Origin of the sequence: Frankia gtarii, assembly GCF_025403375.1 — a bacterium.
In the GTDB taxonomy this organism is placed as follows: Bacteria; Actinomycetota; Actinomycetes; order Frankiales; family Frankiaceae; genus Frankia; species Frankia gtarii.
In genome coordinates this window covers 1-16,708 of record NZ_JAMPTM010000065.1, presented here as the reverse complement: position 1 = coordinate 16,708, position 16,708 = coordinate 1, and the positions used below count along the sequence as shown (strand labels likewise).

The window sequence follows — 16,708 nt, the reverse complement described above, 5'->3', positions numbered from 1 at the left end:
CGGGACGGTGCCCTACCGGGTCCGGATCTCGGCTTTCAGCCGGCGCAGGTTACGCGGCTCGGGAGCGGCGTCCAGGTCGGTCAGCCGGATCGGGCCGTTCTTGCCCCGCTCGGCGATCTCCAGCCAGGGCAGCTTCGGCACCGCCGCGTCCAGCGCCGCCAGCTCGGCGCGCATCTCCTCGCGCAGCTGCTCGATAAACACGGTCGGGTCCAACGGCTTGCGCAACGCGGCGTAGTGCCCGGCCCGGTCGGCCTCGAAGTCAGCCGGCAGGTCCTCGTCCGGGTTGCGCCACTTCTCCGCGCCGACGACCCAGATCTCCTTGCACCGCAAGCTGTCGCGCAGCGCCTGGAACGTGCAGATCTCATACACGCCGCGCACGACCCGCTTCGGGCCCTTGGCCGGGTCGGTGAACACCAGCTCCGTCCAGTCGCCCAGCAGCCCCTTGTGGGTGGGCACCGTCTCGCCGGTCGGGAAGTACGTCAGCCGGGTGCCGGCGTACCGGCGGATCAGGTCGAGCGCGTCGAGGACCGGCCGGTGAGTGTCGTTGTTCGACCGGAACTCCAGCACGCCGAGCAGCGCGATCAGACCGCGCCGGTAGTGGTTCGAGTACGAGGCCTTCAACGTCGTCTGCACCGTGCGCCGGTACACCGGACCCTTCGTCTTGAACTCGTGCACCAACTCCCGCAGCGTCTGCTCCCCGCCGGAGACCGCCGGGAACACCACCTCGCGCACCGGCTCGTCCGGGCTGCCGAGCGACGCCTCGGCGATCGCGAACAGGATGTTCTCCTTGCCGGTCACCCGCTTGAAGGCATTGATGAGCTCGTCGGTGACCTTCTTGTCCGCCCGCGCGCCGATCCGGTGCACCGTCGAGATCAGCAGCTCGACGAGCGTGTCGGTGATCTCCTGAAGCCGGTGATGCAGCAGCGCCGCGAGCAACGTCAGCATCAGCGCGTCGGAGTGGTCGCGCAGATGCGAGGGGGACTCCACCGCAGCCCGGGCCCGCCAGGCCGCGACGACCCGAGGGGCGATATCGGCGAACAGCCCGTCGGGCAGGCCGAGGGCGCGGACCGCCTGCAGCTTGCGGATCTCGGTGAGCATCGAGTCCAGGCTGATGTTGCCCGGCACTGACTTGATCAGCGCCAGCACCGAGTCCTGACCGGTGTCGTCGTCCGGGACATCGACGGCGACCAGGGCGCGCAGCCGGCCGGTGACGTCGGCCGGCAGACGCCCGGCGATCCGGGTGGTCAGCGTCTGCTCGGCCTGATGCAGGGCGGAGCGTGCGATCCGGTCGATCCGGCCGGCGGCCGGCGGCTCGATCCGCTCGGCACGGCAGCGCGCCAGCAGCTCCTCGCGGACCAGCTCCGAGCGGCGCTCGGTCTCGCACACATGGGCGGCCAGCCACTCGGCCAGCTGGTCCGCGTCGGCCACCGAGCACTCCCGGAAGCCCAGATGCTCACGGATCTGTGCCCGGTGGTACTTGATCGTGCGCCCGGTCCACTCGTAGAAGCCCATGTCGCCCGGCTCCACGTCGCCCGGCTCCACGTCGACCTGGCGGGCCACGTACGCGACGGCCTCGTCCGGCAGCTCGCTGCGCCCCCGCGGGAACCGGCCTATCTGGGTGAAGAACTTCAACATCACCGTGAAGCCGAGCCGCGTCGGCCCGCGCTTGCCAGCGATCAGCTCCCGCTCGTCATCCAGCAACGTCCAGTGCTCGACGAGCTCATCGAGATCCAGCGATCGGGCCACGGCCGAACATCATGGCCCGGCGCGCCGGGCGCCAACACCCGCACGCACACCAAGGAGACCCAACGCTAGATCACCCGCGTTTGCCCCTGGTGACACGTTTCTTACCAGCACCCCGACCAGTGAACTACTCGTCGAGTTGGTCGGGGTCGCGCAACGGACGGCGCCGCTGCTCACCGAGGTCGGGCAAGGCGAAGGTGTAGTGGCCGTGCACATTGATGTGCTTGTGCTGATACGCCGACAGCCGGGCGGCGTCAGCGTCCAGCACGGGGTACCCCTGAGTCCGTAGCGCGCCCAGCGCGTGATTCAGATACAGGGTGTTCCACAGGGTGATGCAGTTCAGGACCAGTCCGAGCGCGCCGAGCTGGTCCTCCATGCCGGCGTGGTACGCCTGGTACAGCTCGCCCTTGCGGCCGTGGAAGACGTGCCGACCCAAGCCGTGGCGGCCTTCTTGCAGATTGCGGATCCCCTTGAGGTGCCGGCGGTAGCTGGGGTCGTCGGCGAAGGTCAGCACGTGGAGGGTCTTGAAGATGCGCCCGTAGTGCGCGACCGCCTCGCCGAGGTCGGTGAGCCGGCCGTCGTGCTGCAACACCCGGATCACGTCGTGCGCGGAGATTTCACGGGTGTGCACCGAGGCGATCACCCGCAGGATGTCCGGCCAGTGTCGGCGGATCTTGGCCAGGTCGACCCGGCCTCGGGCGGCCTTGTCGAGCATGCCGTAGTCGGCGCCGGCGTCGATACGCCACAGCTTGGTGTCCGGCAGGTCGGCGAGCACCGGCCGGTAGTCGAAGCCGAGCAAGGTGACGATGCCGAACACCACGTCGGAGTACGACCCGGCATCGGTGATCAGCACCTCCGGTCGAGGCCCGCCGTCGGGGTTGTAGACCAGGTCGACGACGTTGAGGGTGTCGCGTGGGGTGCCGGACAGCACCATGCCGGCCAGTCCGACCGCCTGATCGGAGATCATGTTCAGCCAGGTCACGCCCCGTTTGTGGGCGAAGTACTTCGGGTTCGCCCGGGCGTCCGCGGTGCGCACCGCGACCACGAACCGCATCCTGTCGACTGCGGCGACCAGCCCGCCACCCCACAACTGGGCCAGCGGGATGGTGGCCTGCGCCTCGATCAGGACTGCGTTGGCCGCCGCGTAGTTCTCCGGCCGTAGGTAGTGCTGCTCGACGTGGGCGAGCCGGTCGCGGGTCAATGCCGGTAGATCCGCCAGAACCGGTTTCAGGCCGACGTTGAGCGCGTGGGCGGTCAGCAGCGCCGCGATCGACACGTGCAGGTCTGCCAGGCGGGTGTTCCCGCCGGAGACCGCGGTGAACGCCTCGGCGAAGGCCGGGTATTCGGCCATCACCTCCAGGATCACCTCGGGCAGGTCGACCCCGGGCAGCATCGCCCCGGTCCGGTCCCGCAGGTCGACAAGACTCGGTGGCGTGTCGCGGGCATCGTCCTTGGCCACGTGTAGCCGGCCGTCGGCGTCGATGCTGACCGGCCCGTCCGGCACGATCCCACCGCCGACCGCTCGCCACGCCCCATCGAGGTCCGCGGCGTGCTCGGCCAGCAACTCCTCCGGATCCTCGGGCAGCTGCAGCGCCCCCAGCGCGGCGTCTTTCGCCTGGGCCCAGCGTGCTCCGGTCAGCAGCTGGGCCCGCGGATCCGACCACCGGTCGGAGGCCTCGGCGAAGATGTCGCGATGCTTGAGCCCGGTATGGAACAGCTCCAGCACACAGAACACGTAGGCGTTGCGGTCCACCGTGCCCTCCGGGCGGCCCTTCGGGAAAACCAGCCGCTGCCACCACCCGCCCGGCACCAACGCCACATCCACCTTGCGGGCGTCGGCGTAGCCCTTCGGGATCCGATCGCTCGGCCGCGTGTCCAGGATCTGCGGCAACGCCCGCATCGCGTCCAACACCCGTTGCGCGTCCGCGGTTGCCCCGAACTCGATCACCTCACACAGCACCCGCAGGAACGGGCGAACCGTGGCGAACCGCTCGACCACCGCGGCCCGCCACCGCCCGTCCGGGTCCGCCCCGGCCGGCGGGATCATCTCCGCCACCCCGTCTACCGCCGCCCGCAACCTGTCCCGAGAGCCCACCGCCGTCTCGATCGCGTCCCAAAGCACCTCCACCGGGACGCCCTCGCCCCACTCGTCGGACTCCATCGGAATCTGGGCTGCCGACTGCGCCGAGCGGGTGCTGCCGCTGTTCGACCAGAAGGCTCCCGGCGACACCCGCCCTCGCGAGGCCATCGAGGGCATCCGCTCCTATGCGTGCGGACAGATGGGCAAGGGGCCGCTGCGTTCCCCTGCCTTCGCGGCCCTCGCCGCCGCCCGGGACGTCACCGATCCCGCCGCCACCGCCGCTGATCAGCGCCGCTGCGGCGCGTAGGTGCGCGAGGGGTGGTGGTCCGAGCCGGGCATCTCCCCGAGATGAACGCCCGCGTGCCCAGGGGTGCCCGTGGGCGGGTAGAACGAGCAGCTACCAGTCAGCTGCGGATCGTGCTGGAGGTGGACGTGGAGGTGGACGCGGCCGAAGAGGCCCTGCCCGGCGGCTTCGTGAACACGGTCGTCCGGATCGGCGACACCGTGCGCAGGCCGCGCACGTCCCGGTCCGAGTTCGTCCACCGTCTGCTCGGCTTCCTCGACCGGCAAGGCTGGCCGGGGGCGCCGCGGTTGCTCGGCATCGACGAGCAGAACCGGGAGATCCTCAGCTTCCTCGACGGGCATGTTCCCTGGAAGGCCGAACACGGCCCTGCCGTCCGGTCCGACGCGAGCCTGATCCGGGTCGCCGAGCTGGTCCGCGAGTTGCACGACCTCACCGCGGGGACACCGCTGGCCGGCGGCCACGACGTCGTCTGCCACAACGACCTGTCGCCGAAGAACACCGTCTACCGCGATCTCGGTCAGCAGCCGCACCCGGTGGCCTTCCTCGACTGGGACCTCGCCGCACCCGGTGAACGCATCCACGACGTCGCCCACCTGTGCTGGCAGTTCCTCGACCTCGGCCCGTCGACGACCGAACCGACCGAGGCGGCCCGCAGGATCCGGCTGATCCGCGACGCCTACGGGCTGACCGGACACCCACCTCTGATCGAAACGATCCTCTGGTGGCAGGACCGTTGCTGGCGCGGTATCGAGGCCGGGGTGATCGCAGGGGAACCCGCCGCCATCCGGCTACGCGACGCCGGAGCCATCGACCAGGTCCGCGCCGCCTACCACTGGGTCGCCGAGCACCGCACCCAACTCGCCTAGCCATCCGGCGCCGCCCCAGGGCTCGTGCGTGCATGTGTCACACCGCGAGCTCCCGCCGGTACCGTACGTCGCGAACGGCGATCCCGCCCACGACGTCGTCGCGGACCGCGCCGTCGGGCTCCCAGCCCCGGTGGGCGTAGAACCCGATCGCGTGGGCGTTGGTCTCCAGGACCCACAACGTCGCCGACGTGAAGCCGGCCGCGCCGAGCGTGCGCACCGCCGCCGCCATCAGCCGACCTCCGACGCCCCGGCCCCACGCCGCCGGGAGCACGTAGAACGAGGCGATCTCGCCCACCTCCGTCGGATCCTGGTCGTGGTCGGCGCTGGGATGCAGGGACGCGAAGCCGACCACGTCACCGGCGTCGTCGGCGACCAGGACGCCCCGGGCCGGCCACGCGGCCTGGCGCACGGCCGCCGTCCACCGCGGCACCCGCTGCGCCGGACGCAGCCCGTCGAGCAGCGACTGCGCCAACAGCCCGCGGTAGGCGACCTGCCAGGACAGCACATGCACCTCGGCGACCCGCTCGACATCGTCGACGCCGGCCGGGCGAACAAGCACAGGCGGAGTCCCTATGATCCTGAGGTCGGGCGAACGAACTGCACGATCGCCAATCCACCGTCCGTGCGCGATGTCCGCCCGCTGGGAACGAAACCGACCCGACGGTAGAGGCGCAGCGCGCGGTCGTTGTCGGCTCCGGTCCACAGCTGCAGCCGTGCGTACCCGCGGCTGCCAGCCTGGTCCGCGAGATACCCGATCAGTCGCTCTCCCACGTGTCGCCCCCAGCGGTCGGGGTGGACGAAGACCATCGAGATGTGACACAGCCCGTCCAGTCTCGGTCCCTGCCCGTCCTGACCGCGGCCCGGTTCGGCCAGCAGCATGCCGACAACCCTCGTTGCGGCGCAGGCGATGAGCAGCAGAGCATCGGGGGCGGCGAGCTTCGCCCGCACCCTGGCGATCCGCGCAGCGTCGGGAGGTCGCCCACGGGCACTGTTGGCCTCACGCCAGACACCCAGCGCGGCGGGAAGATCATAATTTTGCGCGAGACGAACCGCCACCGGGTCTGGTTCCAGCACAGGTTCCACGGGCTCCAGGATCGCCGCTTCAAGCGAGTAGCCACCCGGATACCCAACATCTGGGGCGGGCTAGCGTGTGGTTGTGCTCAATTGGGATCACAACGCCTACTACCACCGGCTGCTGCTGCGCCAGAGGCCGCAGCCGTGCCGACGGGTGCTGGATGTCGGCTGTGGCGCCGGCGCGTTCGCGGCCCGGCTCGCCCGGCACAGTGAGCAGGTCGACGCCGTCGATCGCTCCACAGAGATGATCGACGAGGCCAGGCGTCGCACCCCCCGCAACGTGCACTGCGTTCTCGCCGACGTGCTCGCCGACCCGCTGCCGGGCAAGGACTACGACGCGATCTTCTCGATCAGCGCACTGCACCACATGCCGTTGCAGGACGCATGTGCGGTGCTCGCCGCCGCCCTGCGGCCCGGGGGGGTCCTCGCCGTCGTTGCCGTGCCCCGGACGGATCTGCGCCGGGAACTGCCTGTCGAGATCGTCGCGGCCGTCGGACATCGCCTGCTTGGCGCGATGTTCTTCACGAACAGGCTGCTGGGAAGCACCAGCTGGTTCGCGAAGGACCCTGCGCGCGCGAGCATGCCCGTGGTCATGGATCCGCCGCTGACCACCCGCCAGGCCGCCCGTCAGGCCGCCGCCGTCCTGCCCGGCGTGCGCGTGCGACGGCTGCTGTTCTGGCGTTACCTTCTGATCTGGCACAAGCCGATCACCCCGGAGAGCTGACAGGCAGGCACGCTCATCCGTGTGGCGTGGCTGTGGCTGTGGCTGCTCGGCGTGTCCGTGAGGCGATCGGCTACCTCGCGGTAGCCGTCACCGCGGTGGCGTTCCTCCTCTGGTACACGTGCGTGCGCAGGATCGGCGCGGGTCGCGCCGGGCTGCTCACGGGCATCGCCCCCGTGGCCGCCGCCACGATCAGCGTGCCAGTGACCGGCGCGGTACCCGCCCCGGCTGTCTGGGCCGGCATCGCGGTCGTGGTCTGCGGTCTCGCCCTGGGGCTGGGCGAGACCCGCGGCAGCCTCCGGTCACGTTCCGGTCCTGCGTACGGGCAGGGCGCCGGGAGACGAGTCCGTGGCCCCGCGCCATCGGTCCGGGCGGGTGACGGCGTCCATCAGCAGATCGAGCAGCCGCTCGGCCTGCACGCGCTGGTGGGCAGCCCCGGCGACGAGGGTGACACCCGCCAGGCTCATGAGGATGTCGGGTGCGGGCACGTCCTTCCGGATCACCCCCTGGGTGATCCCGGCGCGACGGAACTCCTCGATCGCGCCGGTGAGCTGCTCGCGCGTCTGCGAGCTCAGGTGCTCGTCGTTGTGCAGGAGGGTCCTGAGCGTGTCGGCCATCCCGTGCTTGGTGGGGAGTACGGGAGTCCACGTCAGCTCGCTGTGCCTGGGCGCGATGATGTTCGGGGCGTGGGGAAACCCCGATCACGACGACTCGATCGGCATCATCCGCACGGCGCTCGACGCGGGCGTCACCATCATCGACACGGCCGACGTGTACTCGGGCGGCGAGTCCGAGCTCATCGTCGGCAAGGCGATCGCCGGACGGCGCGACGACGTCGTCCTGGCGACCAAGGTGTCGAGTCCCATGGGCCCCGGCCTCAACCAGCGCGGGGCCTCGCGGCGCTGGATCGTCCGGGCCTGCGAGGACAGCCTGCGCCGCCTGGGCACCGATCATCTCGACCTGTACCAGGTGCACCGGCCCGATGCCGCGACCGACCTCGACGAGACCCTGGGCGCGCTGTCCGATCTCGTCCGGGCGGGAAAGATCCGCCCGGTGGCACCGCGACGCGGCCGACCCGACCAGCCACCGCACCCAGACGATGCCCTTTCGCGCCACGCTCTCCCACTACGACCTGGACGTACCGGGCAACCAGGCCAAGCTCGACGCCGCCACCGCACTCGCCGGCATCGCCGACGAAGCGGGTCTGACACTGATCCAGCTGGCGCTGGCGTTCGTCACCACGCACCCCGCGGTCACCGCGGCGATCATCGGCCCGCGTACCGCCGAGCATCTGCACGACCAGCTCAGCGCCGCCGACATCACCCTGGAACCCGCCGTGCTGGACCGCATCGACCGCGTCGTGGCGCCCGGCACCACCCTCAACCCCGACGACGCGGGCTACAGCGCGGCCGTCCTGGCCGACCCGAAGCGCCGCCGCCGCGCCGTCGGCCAGTGAACCGGACGCGCCGTCTCGCGGCCGCGCCGGCCACCTCGCCGACCGGCAGGAAAACCCCCACATAAACGGCGACATCCTGCGGATACCTAATTCCGAGCGTTTCGGGGCTGCGAAACGGTAGTGTCGGGAGCACCATCGGAGCAAACGCCATGGCCAACACTTCCACCAGAAGGACGTGTCGCGCCAGGAATCCGCCTATTTCTTGCATTCACAGCAAACTCGGCGGAACCGAGCGGACCCTGCCTCAAACCTCACGTCGCAATAAATTTAATAGCGAGCTAAACCGTTTTTTTGGAGGGCGGTCGGGAACAATATCACGGCGACGAAAGGAGAAACGGTGACTCTCGTGAGGAAAGCGCTGAGTCTTGGAGTAATGGTATTCGCAGTTTTCGCGATCGTCCTGGCAGGTACAACGGCGCAGGCTCAGCCACCCGGCGCTCCAGAGGGCGGCGGTCAGCAGAGCGGCGGCTGGAGCGGCAGCGGTCAGCAGGGCGGCTGGAACGGCGGCAGCCGGCAGAGCGGCGGCTGGAACGGCAGCCGGCAGAGCGGCAGCTGGAACGGCGGCAGCCGGCAGAGCGGCGGCTGGAACGGCGGCAGCCGGCAGAACGGCGGCTGGAACGGCAGCCGGCAGAACGGCGGCTGGAACGGCAGCCGGCAGAGCGGCGGCTGGAACGGCGGCTGGAACGGCGGCAGCCGGCAGAGCGGCGGCTGGAACGGCGGCTGGAACGGCGGCAGCCGGCAGAGCGGCGACTGGAACGGCAGCCGGCAGAGCGGCAGCTGGAACGGCGGCAGCCGGCAGAGCGGCGACTGGAACGGCAGCCGGCAGAGCGGCAGCTGGAACGGCGGCAGCCGGCAGAACGGCGGCTGGAACGGCAGCCGTAGGTAGGGCGGCTCACTGCCGTCAGTATCGCTATCGCTGTTACCGTTGGTGAAGCGTCGAAAATCTTCCTACGACGGAAGATGAAGGTGTGCCATGAACGTTCGCCATCGGGACAGCAGGTTGTGGCGGCCGGGCGACTTCTGGTAATCGCAGCGTTCTCTGCCCTGCTGGGACTCCAGATACCGGCCGCAACAGCTGCGCCGCCTCCGGGCGGGTACGTTTTGTCTGGGAGGTGACCAGACAAGTCTGGATTGCATCGGAGACGTCAACCACGACGGTGAGGTCGATGCGCTCGACTACCGCCTCTTCGTGCAATGGACTGGTTCGGCCTGGAAGGCGGGGGCCGGCTCCTCATTCAGGTGTCAGAGGGTTTCGCTCCTGGCTGCGTTCGACGTTCCCGTCGGGCCCTGCGGACGTAGAAGGCCATCGTCCACGCCAGCCAGAGCACCAGCAGGCCCCCGGCGATGCACGTACCCACCACGGCGCCGACGTCGGGCCGGGCGAACGCCAGCCCGACGAGCGCACCGACCCCGACCAGCACGCCGAGCACGAGGAGCCCGACGCCTTCCCCGACTATCCGTCTCACGCCGGCGTGACGAAGACGCGATGCCACCGCACGCCACGGCCCGCACGGACGCCGTAGCGCGCTGGGTTCAGCATCAGCCGAATCAGCCGACGCCCGGAGATCTCGAATTCACACGCTTCCGCACAGGGGCAGGCCGGGTGTACGCCTCTGCGTCGGCCTGGTGCATCGGCGGGTCGTGGTAGGCGCGTGCGGCGACCGCCTTGGGTGCGCCGAGGAACGCGGTCCGCTAAACGAGTAAGTCCTATCTCTTCAGTGGTCGTAGGCGATCAGTGATCGGGTGGCGGACCGTGCTGGTCACCAGGCCCATGGTCGGACAATCGGGCTGGCTTCGCAGCGAGATCCGACGAGCCGAGTATGACCGTCGGCTCGGGGTCCGGGTTGTTCAGGGCCTGCGGCCGTGGAAGGTGCGGCGCAGGTCGCTGGCCCAGGCGTCGGGGTTCTCCCAGGGGATGAAGTGGCCGCCGTGGTCGTGGGCGTTGACGTTGACGTGGTTGAACCAGCCGGCCTGCGGGCCGGTCGTGAACGCCTGGACACGCTCGGCGGCGGTGTGGATGCCGGGCGGGTTCTCGTAGGTGACGAAGGTGAGGCCGACCGGGGCCTGCACGACCGGGGTGCGGTCGTGGGCGGGGGCCCAGGGGTAGCGGTTGGCGTTGGCGTAGTAGCGCATCGACGTGGCGATGGAGTTGTTCACCCAGTAGATCGTGGCGTGGGTGAGCAGGTCGTCCCTGGTGAAGACGGACTCGACGTCGCCGCCGTTGTCGCTCCAGGCGTTCCAGCGTTCCAACAGCCAGGCGAGCAGGCCGGCGGGGGAGTCGGCGAGGCCGTGGGCCAGGGTGGCGCCGTCGAGGGTGTGCACGGCGAGGTGGGACGCCGAGCGGTGGTCCAGCTCGATGATGCGGGCGCGGATGTCGGCGGGCTGGTCGTCGGTGAGGGGCCGGTTGCGGGCGAGGTCCCAGGCGCGGGGGCCGGTGAAGAAGTCCAGCGGCAGCCCGGAGCCGATATGGATGCCGTACAGCTCGTCGGCGTACTTGTGGCCGAGCTGGCTGGAGACGATCCCGCCGATGTCGCAGCCCCCGGCGGCGTATTTCTCGTAGCCCAGGGTCTCGGTCATCAGGGTGTGCCAGAGGTCGGCGACCTTCCAGAAGTTGACGTCGGGAAAGCCGGTGAGCGGGCCGGGGAAACCGAAGCCGGGCAGGGAGGGCACGACGACGTCGAACGCGTCGGCGGGGTCGGCGCCGAACGCGCCCGGGTCGGCAAGCGGGTCGATCACCTTCGACCAGTGCCAGAATGTCCACGGCCAGCCGTGGGTGAGGATCAACGGAATCGGGCGGGGGCCGCGGCCGGGTTTGCGCAGGAAGTGCACCGGGACACCGGCGACGCTCACCTGGTAGTGCTCGTAGGCGTTGATGGCGGCCTCGGCCTTGCGCCAGTCGTAGCCGTCGCGCCAGTAGGCGACCAGCTCACGCAGATAGCTGTCCGGGACGCCGTAGGACCAGTCCTCGTTCCCCTCGTCCAGCGGCGGACGGGTCAGGGTGAGACGGGCGCGCAGGTCATCGAGGACGTCGTCGGACACATGGATCGGGGCGGGCTCCAGGGGGAAGGCGTGCAGGGGGGTCATGGCGTGATTCTCCTACCGCCCACCGCGACATCCGGGGTTGTCAGCCTGAGCGGCGGAAGCCGCCCTCGGTGTTGAGGGTCTGCCCGGTGATCCAGGCGGCGTCGTCGGTCGCGAGCCAGGCGATGAGGCGGGCGGGGTCGTCGGGAGTGCCCCAGTGTTGCTGTGGGAAACGGAGGCGGACGGTTTCGTGGACCCCGGGCGGGGCGTAGCCGGTGTCGACGGGACCCGGGTTGACGGCGTTGACGGTGATGGCCTGGTCGGCGAGATGGTCGGCGAGGGTGCGTGTGATGGACGCGAGGGCCCCTTTGCTGGCTGCGTAGGCGACCTCGTCGCGCATCGGTCCGAGGTCCTGCCCGGAGGTCATGAAGATGATCCGTCCGCCTCGCCGGCCGTCGTGCTGCGCGGCGAAGGCCTGAGCCAGCAGGATCGTCGAGCGGGTGTTGACGGCCCAGTGTGTGTCGAGCATGGCGGCGTCGAGGGTGCCCAGCGGACCGTCGCCGCCGCTGCGAGCGTGGTTGCAGACGAGGATGTCGAGGTGCCCGACGGCGGCGCGGGCGCTGTCGACCAACCGTTCAGGTGCTCCGGGGGCGGTGAGGTCGCCCTCCACATGGTGGAGGGCCGCCTGGTCGTTGCCGCGGGCGGCGGCCACGCCGTCGATGACCGCCTGTGGTCCGCCGGGATCGGCCCCCCAGGGCTGGTCCCGGTCGTGCGGTGTGTAGTGGTGCAGGAACAGCGATGCGCCCAGGGCGGCGAGACGTCGGGCGGTGGCGTATCCGATGCCCGCGCGTCGGCTGACGCCGGTGACCAGCGCCGCCCTGCCATGCAACGGCAGCGCGGCGCAGCGGAGCTGGACCGGGTCGAATGCGGCGGAAGGCATGATCGCCAGTTTCGGTGTTGTCGTGGGTCCCGTGCTACGGATTTAGCGCGGGTGTGGCGTGGCGCGGTGTCGTCGGCTGACGTCGGCGGCGTAGCTGGTCCAGTCGCCGCTGCTGGCTTGTTCGCCGGCGCGGCGGGCCGGTGAGCGTTCGCCACCATCCTGGTGATCAAGTGTGCTGAGGAAGTGGTGGAACGCTCGATCGGTGCGGGTGGTGTCGGCGGTGGCGTCGAGGTCCATGAGCAGGCCGCGGATGACCGCGAGGACGAGGGTCGCGAGCTCCTGGCGGCCGATGCTGCCCAGGCCGTCCGTGAGCGGCCCGAGCCAGTCGGTCGTCGCGGTACGGCGGAACTCGGGCCACAGCTGCTGCGCCGAGCTCTCCCGCAGCTGGGCGAACATCCGCAGGAACGGCTGTCCGTCCGGGCCGGTCATCGAGGTCCAGGCGTTGGCCAGCGTGGTGGTGTAGGGCTCGTCGGGTCGTGCGCGCAGCAGGGCGCCGAAGGTGTCGAGCTGGCGTTGGCGCGCGTGGCCGAGGACGGCCCGGAGCAGGGCGTCGCGGGTGCCGAAGTGGTAGATCAGCATGCGGGCCGAGGTGCCGGCGGCGCAGGCCAGCGGCTCGAGCCGGTCGGGCAGGCCGTGCTCGAGCGCGTGGTCGGTGCACGCGTCGAGCAGCCGCTGCTTGATCTCTGGCTGTCGTCGCCGTCCCATCGCCGCATCTTTTCGCGTAACAACTGCTACGTCTACCGTTGCTCGAGACGTAGCCAGGACAGCCGCGGAGGTGGCGATGAGGGTCGTGTTCGTGCACGGGGCGTGCGGGACGGGGCGTGGTGGTGGCACCGCGCGGCGGGGCTGCTGCGGGAGCGGGGGGTGGCGAGCGTGTCCCCGGCGCTGCCGAGCTGCGGCGAGGCGGGCGTGCCGACAGGGGCCGGTGGCCCGGGGCTGACCGAAGACGTCGCCGCCGTGCGCCACGTGCTCCACGACGGCGACGAACCCACCGTCGTGGTCGCCCACAGCTACGGCGGCATCGTGACCGCGGAGGCGGCCGCGGGGGTCGGCTCGGTGCGCCATCTGGTGCTGGTCTCCAGCTATCTGCCCGAGGTCGGGCAGAGCCTGTCGGAGTTCGGCGACGGCACCCCCGCCCCGTTTCTGGACGTCGACCCGGGCGCCGGGACGTTCGGGGTTCGCCCCGAGCTGCTCGTGGACACGTTCCTGGCGGACTGCGACGCAGGCGTCCAGACGCAGGCGCCGGCTCACCTCGCCCGGCAGAGCGTCCAGGTGACCGGGCAGCCGGCCGGGGCGGCTGCCTGGCACCACGTGCCCTGCACCTACCTCGTGTGCACCCAGGACAGGGGCACCCCTGCCCGGCTGCAGCGCGCGTTCGCCCGCAGGGCCGGGAGTGTCGTCGAGCTCGACGCCGGCCACCACCCCTTCCTGTCCCAGCCCGCCGCGGTGGCCGACCTGCTGCTGAACCTGGAGGGCACCCGCCGATGAGCGTGCCCTCGCGCAGAGGACCAGGGAGCCGATGTGAGCGACAACGCCGAGTGGCCTCAGCCTCGGCTGTTGGCCAGGGTGCGGTCGAGGAGGGGGAGCAGGCGGTCCCAGTGACGCTGTAGTGCGGAAGGGTCGAAATCGCTGTCGAGCAGGTCTTTCTTCGTCGCGTCCAGGACCCAGGCGTGTCGGGTGATGACCTCGACCAGAACAACACCGCCGGGATGACGGGCCTCGCCCAGCTGGGCTCGAAACGGCGCGTGCTGCTGCGACCTGCAGCGGGCCTGGGCCATCTCGACTGTCTCTGGGCATGAGGATGACCAGAGACGACTTCTCCGAGGTGTTTCGCGGCTTCGGTGAGCGGTGGGATCGCTTCCGCGAGACCGCCCGCGACGACCATGCCCTCGCGCTCGCCCTGCACGAGCAGGTCACCGCCGCCGTCCGCGCAGGGTGATGCCCTTGCGCGTGCGCGATGCCCCTGTGAACGTTCCCTTGACTAGGGCTCATTGACCCGACGGTCGCGTGCCTCGGTGGCGGTGACGTTTATGAAACCCTCGCCGGTCAATAGCCGAAGCCATACCGGTTCGGCCTGCCCGACAGCGAGCAACTGTCGCTGATCTAGGAAGAGGTTGCCGTCGCATCCGCCGAAAATCGGGCGGATAGTGCGTCACGAACTCGGACGCCCTGCGGCGGGCTCGTGGAGAAGCTCGCGCCGTTGCGGGAGGCGATGGCAGCCCGCGAGGAGCTCGCTGACACCCTCGCCGCCGGCGCGTCCACACCCACGGGCGCCGCGTTACTGGCGATCCTGCGTCCGTTCGGGCACCTCGAGCCCCTCGTGCCGCAGGGGTCGACGCGCCGAGGCAGCCGAGCGGGGCGTCGCGGTCGTCGGCTCCGCCGCATTCCCTCGCGCACTCGACGCGGCGGTCGGGACGGCCCGGTCATGGCTGCCGGCGTCGCTGGCCGCGGCGGCCACCACCGGCCGGGGCTGCGGCGATCCGGAGCCGGCGCGCTACCTGAGGACGGGCGCTGACCAGCGGTGTTGCCCGGAAAAGAACTAGCGCCAGATCTGAATGCGGAGGCAAACAACCCACCACGAAAGCCGAAGACAGAGCATCCCGGCGATAAAGATCGGGAAAGCGATCAATCAGCCCGCGGATCCACCTCGCGCCCAGGCCGAGGTACACACATGAACGCCGGGTGTCGACTGCACGACAGCTATCGCTTCCCGGATTTCAGCGGGATACCCTGAACGCCAGCCGAAAGGGTTCCCAACCTGGGATCGAGTCGGCCTCTTCTCCGGCGGGCAGAGGTCCGCCGGGGTGTTCCGGTCGGTACGTACGCTTCTCCTGAGCGCCTCCCGAGGCGCACGTGCCAGGCGCGAAAGGAATATGCATGGCTGCGGTACAGACTTTTTTCCAGAACTCCGTCGGGCGCCTCCTTCTCATCACAATGCTCGCCTTCGGCCTGGTCGGCGGGACGCTGTCCATCACCCACCCGGACTGGTTCCGCGGCTCGTCCTCCGACGCTGGCGTAATGCCGATCGGCGGCGGCCACGGCGGTCCGATCAAGGGCGGTCCGATCGTGGTCGACCCGGACAAGTAGCCTCTGTGCCCCGCCGCTGCCGGGGCTGCCCGGTGGGGGCGCCGGCTATGACGGCCGGCGCCCCCACCGGCGCGACCCGGATCCGCCGGTCCAGGCCGTCGGGCCCCCACCGGCGGATCCGCCGCAATCCCGAGAGGACACGCTGATGGCCGCTATCTCGCCAGCACCCGCGTCGGCCGGGACCAGCACTGCCACCGCGGCGCCGGGGAACACCCCGGTGCCCGAGGGATCCGCAGAATCCGGGGCAGGCCGAAGCAGGGCGCTGCGGCAGGTGACCACGGGCCTGATCGCCGTGGCCGCCGTGGCCGCCGGCGTACTGGAGCGCCCACAACTGGTGATCGGCTTCGTGATCTGCGCGCTGGTCTTCATCCCCCTCGAACAGCTCATCCCGCTGATCCACCGCCCGCCCCGGCCCGACTGGGTCGTCGACGTCGTGCACAGCTTCGCCAACCGCCTGCCGATCACGATCGCGTTCGCGGTGGCACTCGGCGTGCTCGGCCCGGCGGCGCACCGGGTCTTCCCATCGGCGGTGCGCCACGTCGTGCTCGCGCAGCCGGGATGGCTGCAGTTCGCCGTGCTGGTTCTGGTCGCCGACCTGGCGAACTACGCCGGCCACCGCGCGCTGCACGAGATCGGGCCGCTGTGGCGGCTGCACGCGGTGCACCACTCGAGCACCGAACTGGACTGGCTGTCCACCAGCCGCGGCCATCCCCTCGACCAGATCATCAACCTGGTCGTGACCGTGATCCCGATCTACGCGATCGGCTTCGACCTGAGCTTCTCCGCAGCCTTCATGGCGTTCCAGTTCTACTTTCCGTTCCTGGCCCACGCCAACACCCGCATCACGCTGCGGCCGTTGAGCGCCGTGTTCGTCACCCCCGCGTTCCACCACTGGCATCACGCCCTCGAGTCCGAGGCGGTCAACCGCAACTACGGGGCAATCTTGTCGGTATGGGACCGGCTGCTGCGCACCAGCTACCTCCCCCGCCGGATGCCCACCGCCTACGGCATCCGCGACGCCATGCCGGCCAGCTGGCTCGGCCAGCTCGCCGCCCCGTTCCGCGCGCGGCCGTCCGCACCCGGCCGGCCGTAGGAGGCCTGGGCACCGGTTCCGGCCTCGCCTCCTTGCGGGCGTTGGCGGACAAGTACCACGTGCACCGGCGTACGGTCCGGGAGGCGTTGGCGGGGGCGTGGCCGAGGAAGAAACCGCCGCCGCGCAAGTCGTGGTTGGACCCGTTCAAGTCGGCGGTCGACGAGATGCTGCGGGCCGACCTGGACGCCCCGGCGAGGACTCCGCTGGTTGAGCAGTACGTGAGCGGCGGGCGACGAACCAGGCGAGCAGTTACCTGTAGTGACGGCGCACGACGTGGGTGATCGTCGTCGCGGCCTCGCGCAGCCGGTCGGGTGGGTGGGTGG

General features: G+C 70.4%; 19 protein-coding genes and 2 pseudogenes. 11 read left to right on the top strand and 10 right to left on the bottom strand.

Features of this window, described 5'->3' with window-relative positions:
• Positions 1-12 precede the first annotated feature (12 nt).
• On the bottom strand, positions 13-1,746 hold the full coding sequence (locus NBZ83_RS34535; RefSeq protein WP_261574977.1) for a DUF4158 domain-containing protein: 1,734 nt from the start codon (positions 1,744-1,746) through the stop codon (positions 13-15).
• A 124-nt stretch (positions 1,747-1,870) separates the two neighbouring features.
• Entirely contained in the window at positions 1,871-3,838 is a 1,968-nt protein-coding gene (locus NBZ83_RS12275; protein ID WP_261566697.1) for a Tn3 family transposase, read from the bottom strand.
• On the opposite strand from NBZ83_RS12275, the gene NBZ83_RS33325 reads away from it, so the two are divergent.
• Complete coding sequence (locus tag NBZ83_RS33325; RefSeq protein ID WP_261574983.1) at positions 3,723-4,130, top strand: putative immunity protein; 408 nt, start codon at positions 3,723-3,725, stop codon at positions 4,128-4,130. The two genes, NBZ83_RS12275 and NBZ83_RS33325, sit on opposite strands and share 116 nt — an antisense overlap.
• A gap of 53 nt (positions 4,131-4,183) precedes the next feature.
• A complete protein-coding gene (locus NBZ83_RS12265) occupies positions 4,184-4,993 on the top strand; it encodes a phosphotransferase (RefSeq protein WP_261574976.1) in 810 nt (269 codons plus the stop codon).
• 37 nt (positions 4,994-5,030) lie between these two features.
• Here NBZ83_RS12265 and NBZ83_RS12260 read toward each other — a convergent pair whose 3' ends face one another.
• Together NBZ83_RS12260 and NBZ83_RS12255 are read right to left on the bottom strand one after the other, a co-directional pair.
• Positions 5,031-5,552: a GNAT family N-acetyltransferase gene (locus NBZ83_RS12260; protein WP_261574975.1), complete on the bottom strand. Its 522-nt coding sequence runs from the start codon at positions 5,550-5,552 to the stop codon at positions 5,031-5,033.
• Positions 5,553-5,563: 11 nt separating this feature from the next.
• A complete protein-coding gene (locus tag NBZ83_RS12255; RefSeq protein WP_261574974.1) occupies positions 5,564-6,049 on the bottom strand; it encodes a GNAT family N-acetyltransferase in 486 nt (161 codons plus the stop codon).
• Positions 6,050-6,149: 100 nt separating this feature from the next.
• Here NBZ83_RS12255 and NBZ83_RS12250 point away from each other — a divergent pair, with 100 nt between their 5' ends.
• Together NBZ83_RS12250 and NBZ83_RS33790 are read left to right on the top strand one after the other, a co-directional pair.
• Positions 6,150-6,791 (top strand): class I SAM-dependent methyltransferase, encoded by a 642-nt coding sequence (locus NBZ83_RS12250; RefSeq protein WP_261574973.1) that lies wholly within the window; start codon positions 6,150-6,152, stop codon positions 6,789-6,791.
• A 26-nt stretch (positions 6,792-6,817) separates the two neighbouring features.
• Positions 6,818-7,048, top strand: a pseudogene (locus NBZ83_RS33790) (EamA family transporter); the annotation flags it as partial.
• A 42-nt stretch (positions 7,049-7,090) separates the two neighbouring features.
• On the opposite strand, the gene NBZ83_RS12245 reads toward NBZ83_RS33790, so the two are convergent.
• Positions 7,091-7,405 (bottom strand): SbtR family transcriptional regulator, encoded by a 315-nt coding sequence (locus NBZ83_RS12245; RefSeq protein WP_261566663.1) that lies wholly within the window; start codon positions 7,403-7,405, stop codon positions 7,091-7,093.
• Between the two features lie 55 nt (positions 7,406-7,460).
• Between NBZ83_RS12245 and NBZ83_RS34530 the strand changes: the two are divergent.
• The 3 genes and pseudogenes from NBZ83_RS34530 to NBZ83_RS12230 all read left to right on the top strand — a co-directional run.
• Positions 7,461-7,784 (top strand): annotated as a pseudogene (locus tag NBZ83_RS34530) (aldo/keto reductase); the annotation flags it as partial.
• Complete coding sequence (locus NBZ83_RS34525; protein ID WP_308203786.1) at positions 7,771-8,244, top strand: aldo/keto reductase; 474 nt, start codon at positions 7,771-7,773, stop codon at positions 8,242-8,244. The pseudogene NBZ83_RS34530 and the gene NBZ83_RS34525, both read left to right, overlap by 14 nt.
• A 373-nt stretch (positions 8,245-8,617) precedes the next feature.
• A complete protein-coding gene (locus tag NBZ83_RS12230; RefSeq protein WP_261574971.1) occupies positions 8,618-9,130 on the top strand; it encodes a hypothetical protein in 513 nt (170 codons plus the stop codon).
• Positions 9,131-9,479: 349 nt separating this feature from the next.
• Here the strand turns inward: NBZ83_RS12230 and NBZ83_RS12225 are convergent, their stop codons facing one another.
• The 4 genes from NBZ83_RS12225 to NBZ83_RS12210 all read right to left on the bottom strand — a co-directional run bounded on the left by NBZ83_RS12225 (position 9,480) and on the right by NBZ83_RS12210 (position 12,910).
• Positions 9,480-9,710 carry a hypothetical protein gene (locus NBZ83_RS12225; protein ID WP_261574970.1) on the bottom strand — a complete coding sequence of 77 codons (231 nt, stop codon included), beginning with the start codon at positions 9,708-9,710 and terminating at the stop codon, positions 9,480-9,482.
• A 382-nt stretch (positions 9,711-10,092) separates the two neighbouring features.
• Positions 10,093-11,328, bottom strand: a complete 1,236-nt coding sequence (locus NBZ83_RS12220; protein ID WP_261574969.1) for an epoxide hydrolase family protein — start codon at positions 11,326-11,328, stop codon at positions 10,093-10,095.
• A gap of 40 nt (positions 11,329-11,368) precedes the next feature.
• The gene (locus tag NBZ83_RS12215; RefSeq protein WP_261566667.1) at positions 11,369-12,205 is read right to left on the bottom strand and encodes an SDR family oxidoreductase; all 837 of its coding nucleotides are present in this window, start codon (positions 12,203-12,205) and stop codon (positions 11,369-11,371) included.
• 42 nt (positions 12,206-12,247) lie between these two features.
• The gene (locus NBZ83_RS12210; RefSeq protein ID WP_261566668.1) at positions 12,248-12,910 is read right to left on the bottom strand and encodes a TetR/AcrR family transcriptional regulator; all 663 of its coding nucleotides are present in this window, start codon (positions 12,908-12,910) and stop codon (positions 12,248-12,250) included.
• Positions 12,911-13,012: 102 nt separating this feature from the next.
• Here NBZ83_RS12210 and NBZ83_RS12205 point away from each other — a divergent pair, with 102 nt between their 5' ends.
• Positions 13,013-13,693 (top strand): alpha/beta fold hydrolase, encoded by a 681-nt coding sequence (locus NBZ83_RS12205; RefSeq protein ID WP_261574968.1) that lies wholly within the window; start codon positions 13,013-13,015, stop codon positions 13,691-13,693.
• A 56-nt stretch (positions 13,694-13,749) separates the two neighbouring features.
• On the opposite strand, the gene NBZ83_RS34520 is transcribed toward NBZ83_RS12205, so the two are convergent.
• On the bottom strand, positions 13,750-13,983 hold the full coding sequence (locus NBZ83_RS34520; RefSeq protein WP_261574967.1) for a hypothetical protein: 234 nt from the start codon (positions 13,981-13,983) through the stop codon (positions 13,750-13,752).
• A gap of 23 nt (positions 13,984-14,006) precedes the next feature.
• Between NBZ83_RS34520 and NBZ83_RS12195 the strand changes: the two genes are divergently transcribed.
• The 3 genes from NBZ83_RS12195 (at position 14,007) to NBZ83_RS12185 (ending at position 16,385) form a co-directional block, all read left to right on the top strand.
• Positions 14,007-14,144 carry a hypothetical protein gene (locus NBZ83_RS12195; protein ID WP_261566671.1) on the top strand — a complete coding sequence of 46 codons (138 nt, stop codon included), beginning with the start codon at positions 14,007-14,009 and terminating at the stop codon, positions 14,142-14,144.
• Between the two features lie 938 nt (positions 14,145-15,082).
• Positions 15,083-15,292, top strand: a complete 210-nt coding sequence (locus NBZ83_RS12190) for a hypothetical protein (protein ID WP_261566672.1) — start codon at positions 15,083-15,085, stop codon at positions 15,290-15,292.
• A 145-nt stretch (positions 15,293-15,437) separates the two neighbouring features.
• Entirely contained in the window at positions 15,438-16,385 is a 948-nt protein-coding gene (locus tag NBZ83_RS12185; RefSeq protein WP_261566673.1) for a sterol desaturase family protein, read from the top strand.
• The last annotated feature ends 323 nt before the right edge of the window (positions 16,386-16,708 follow it).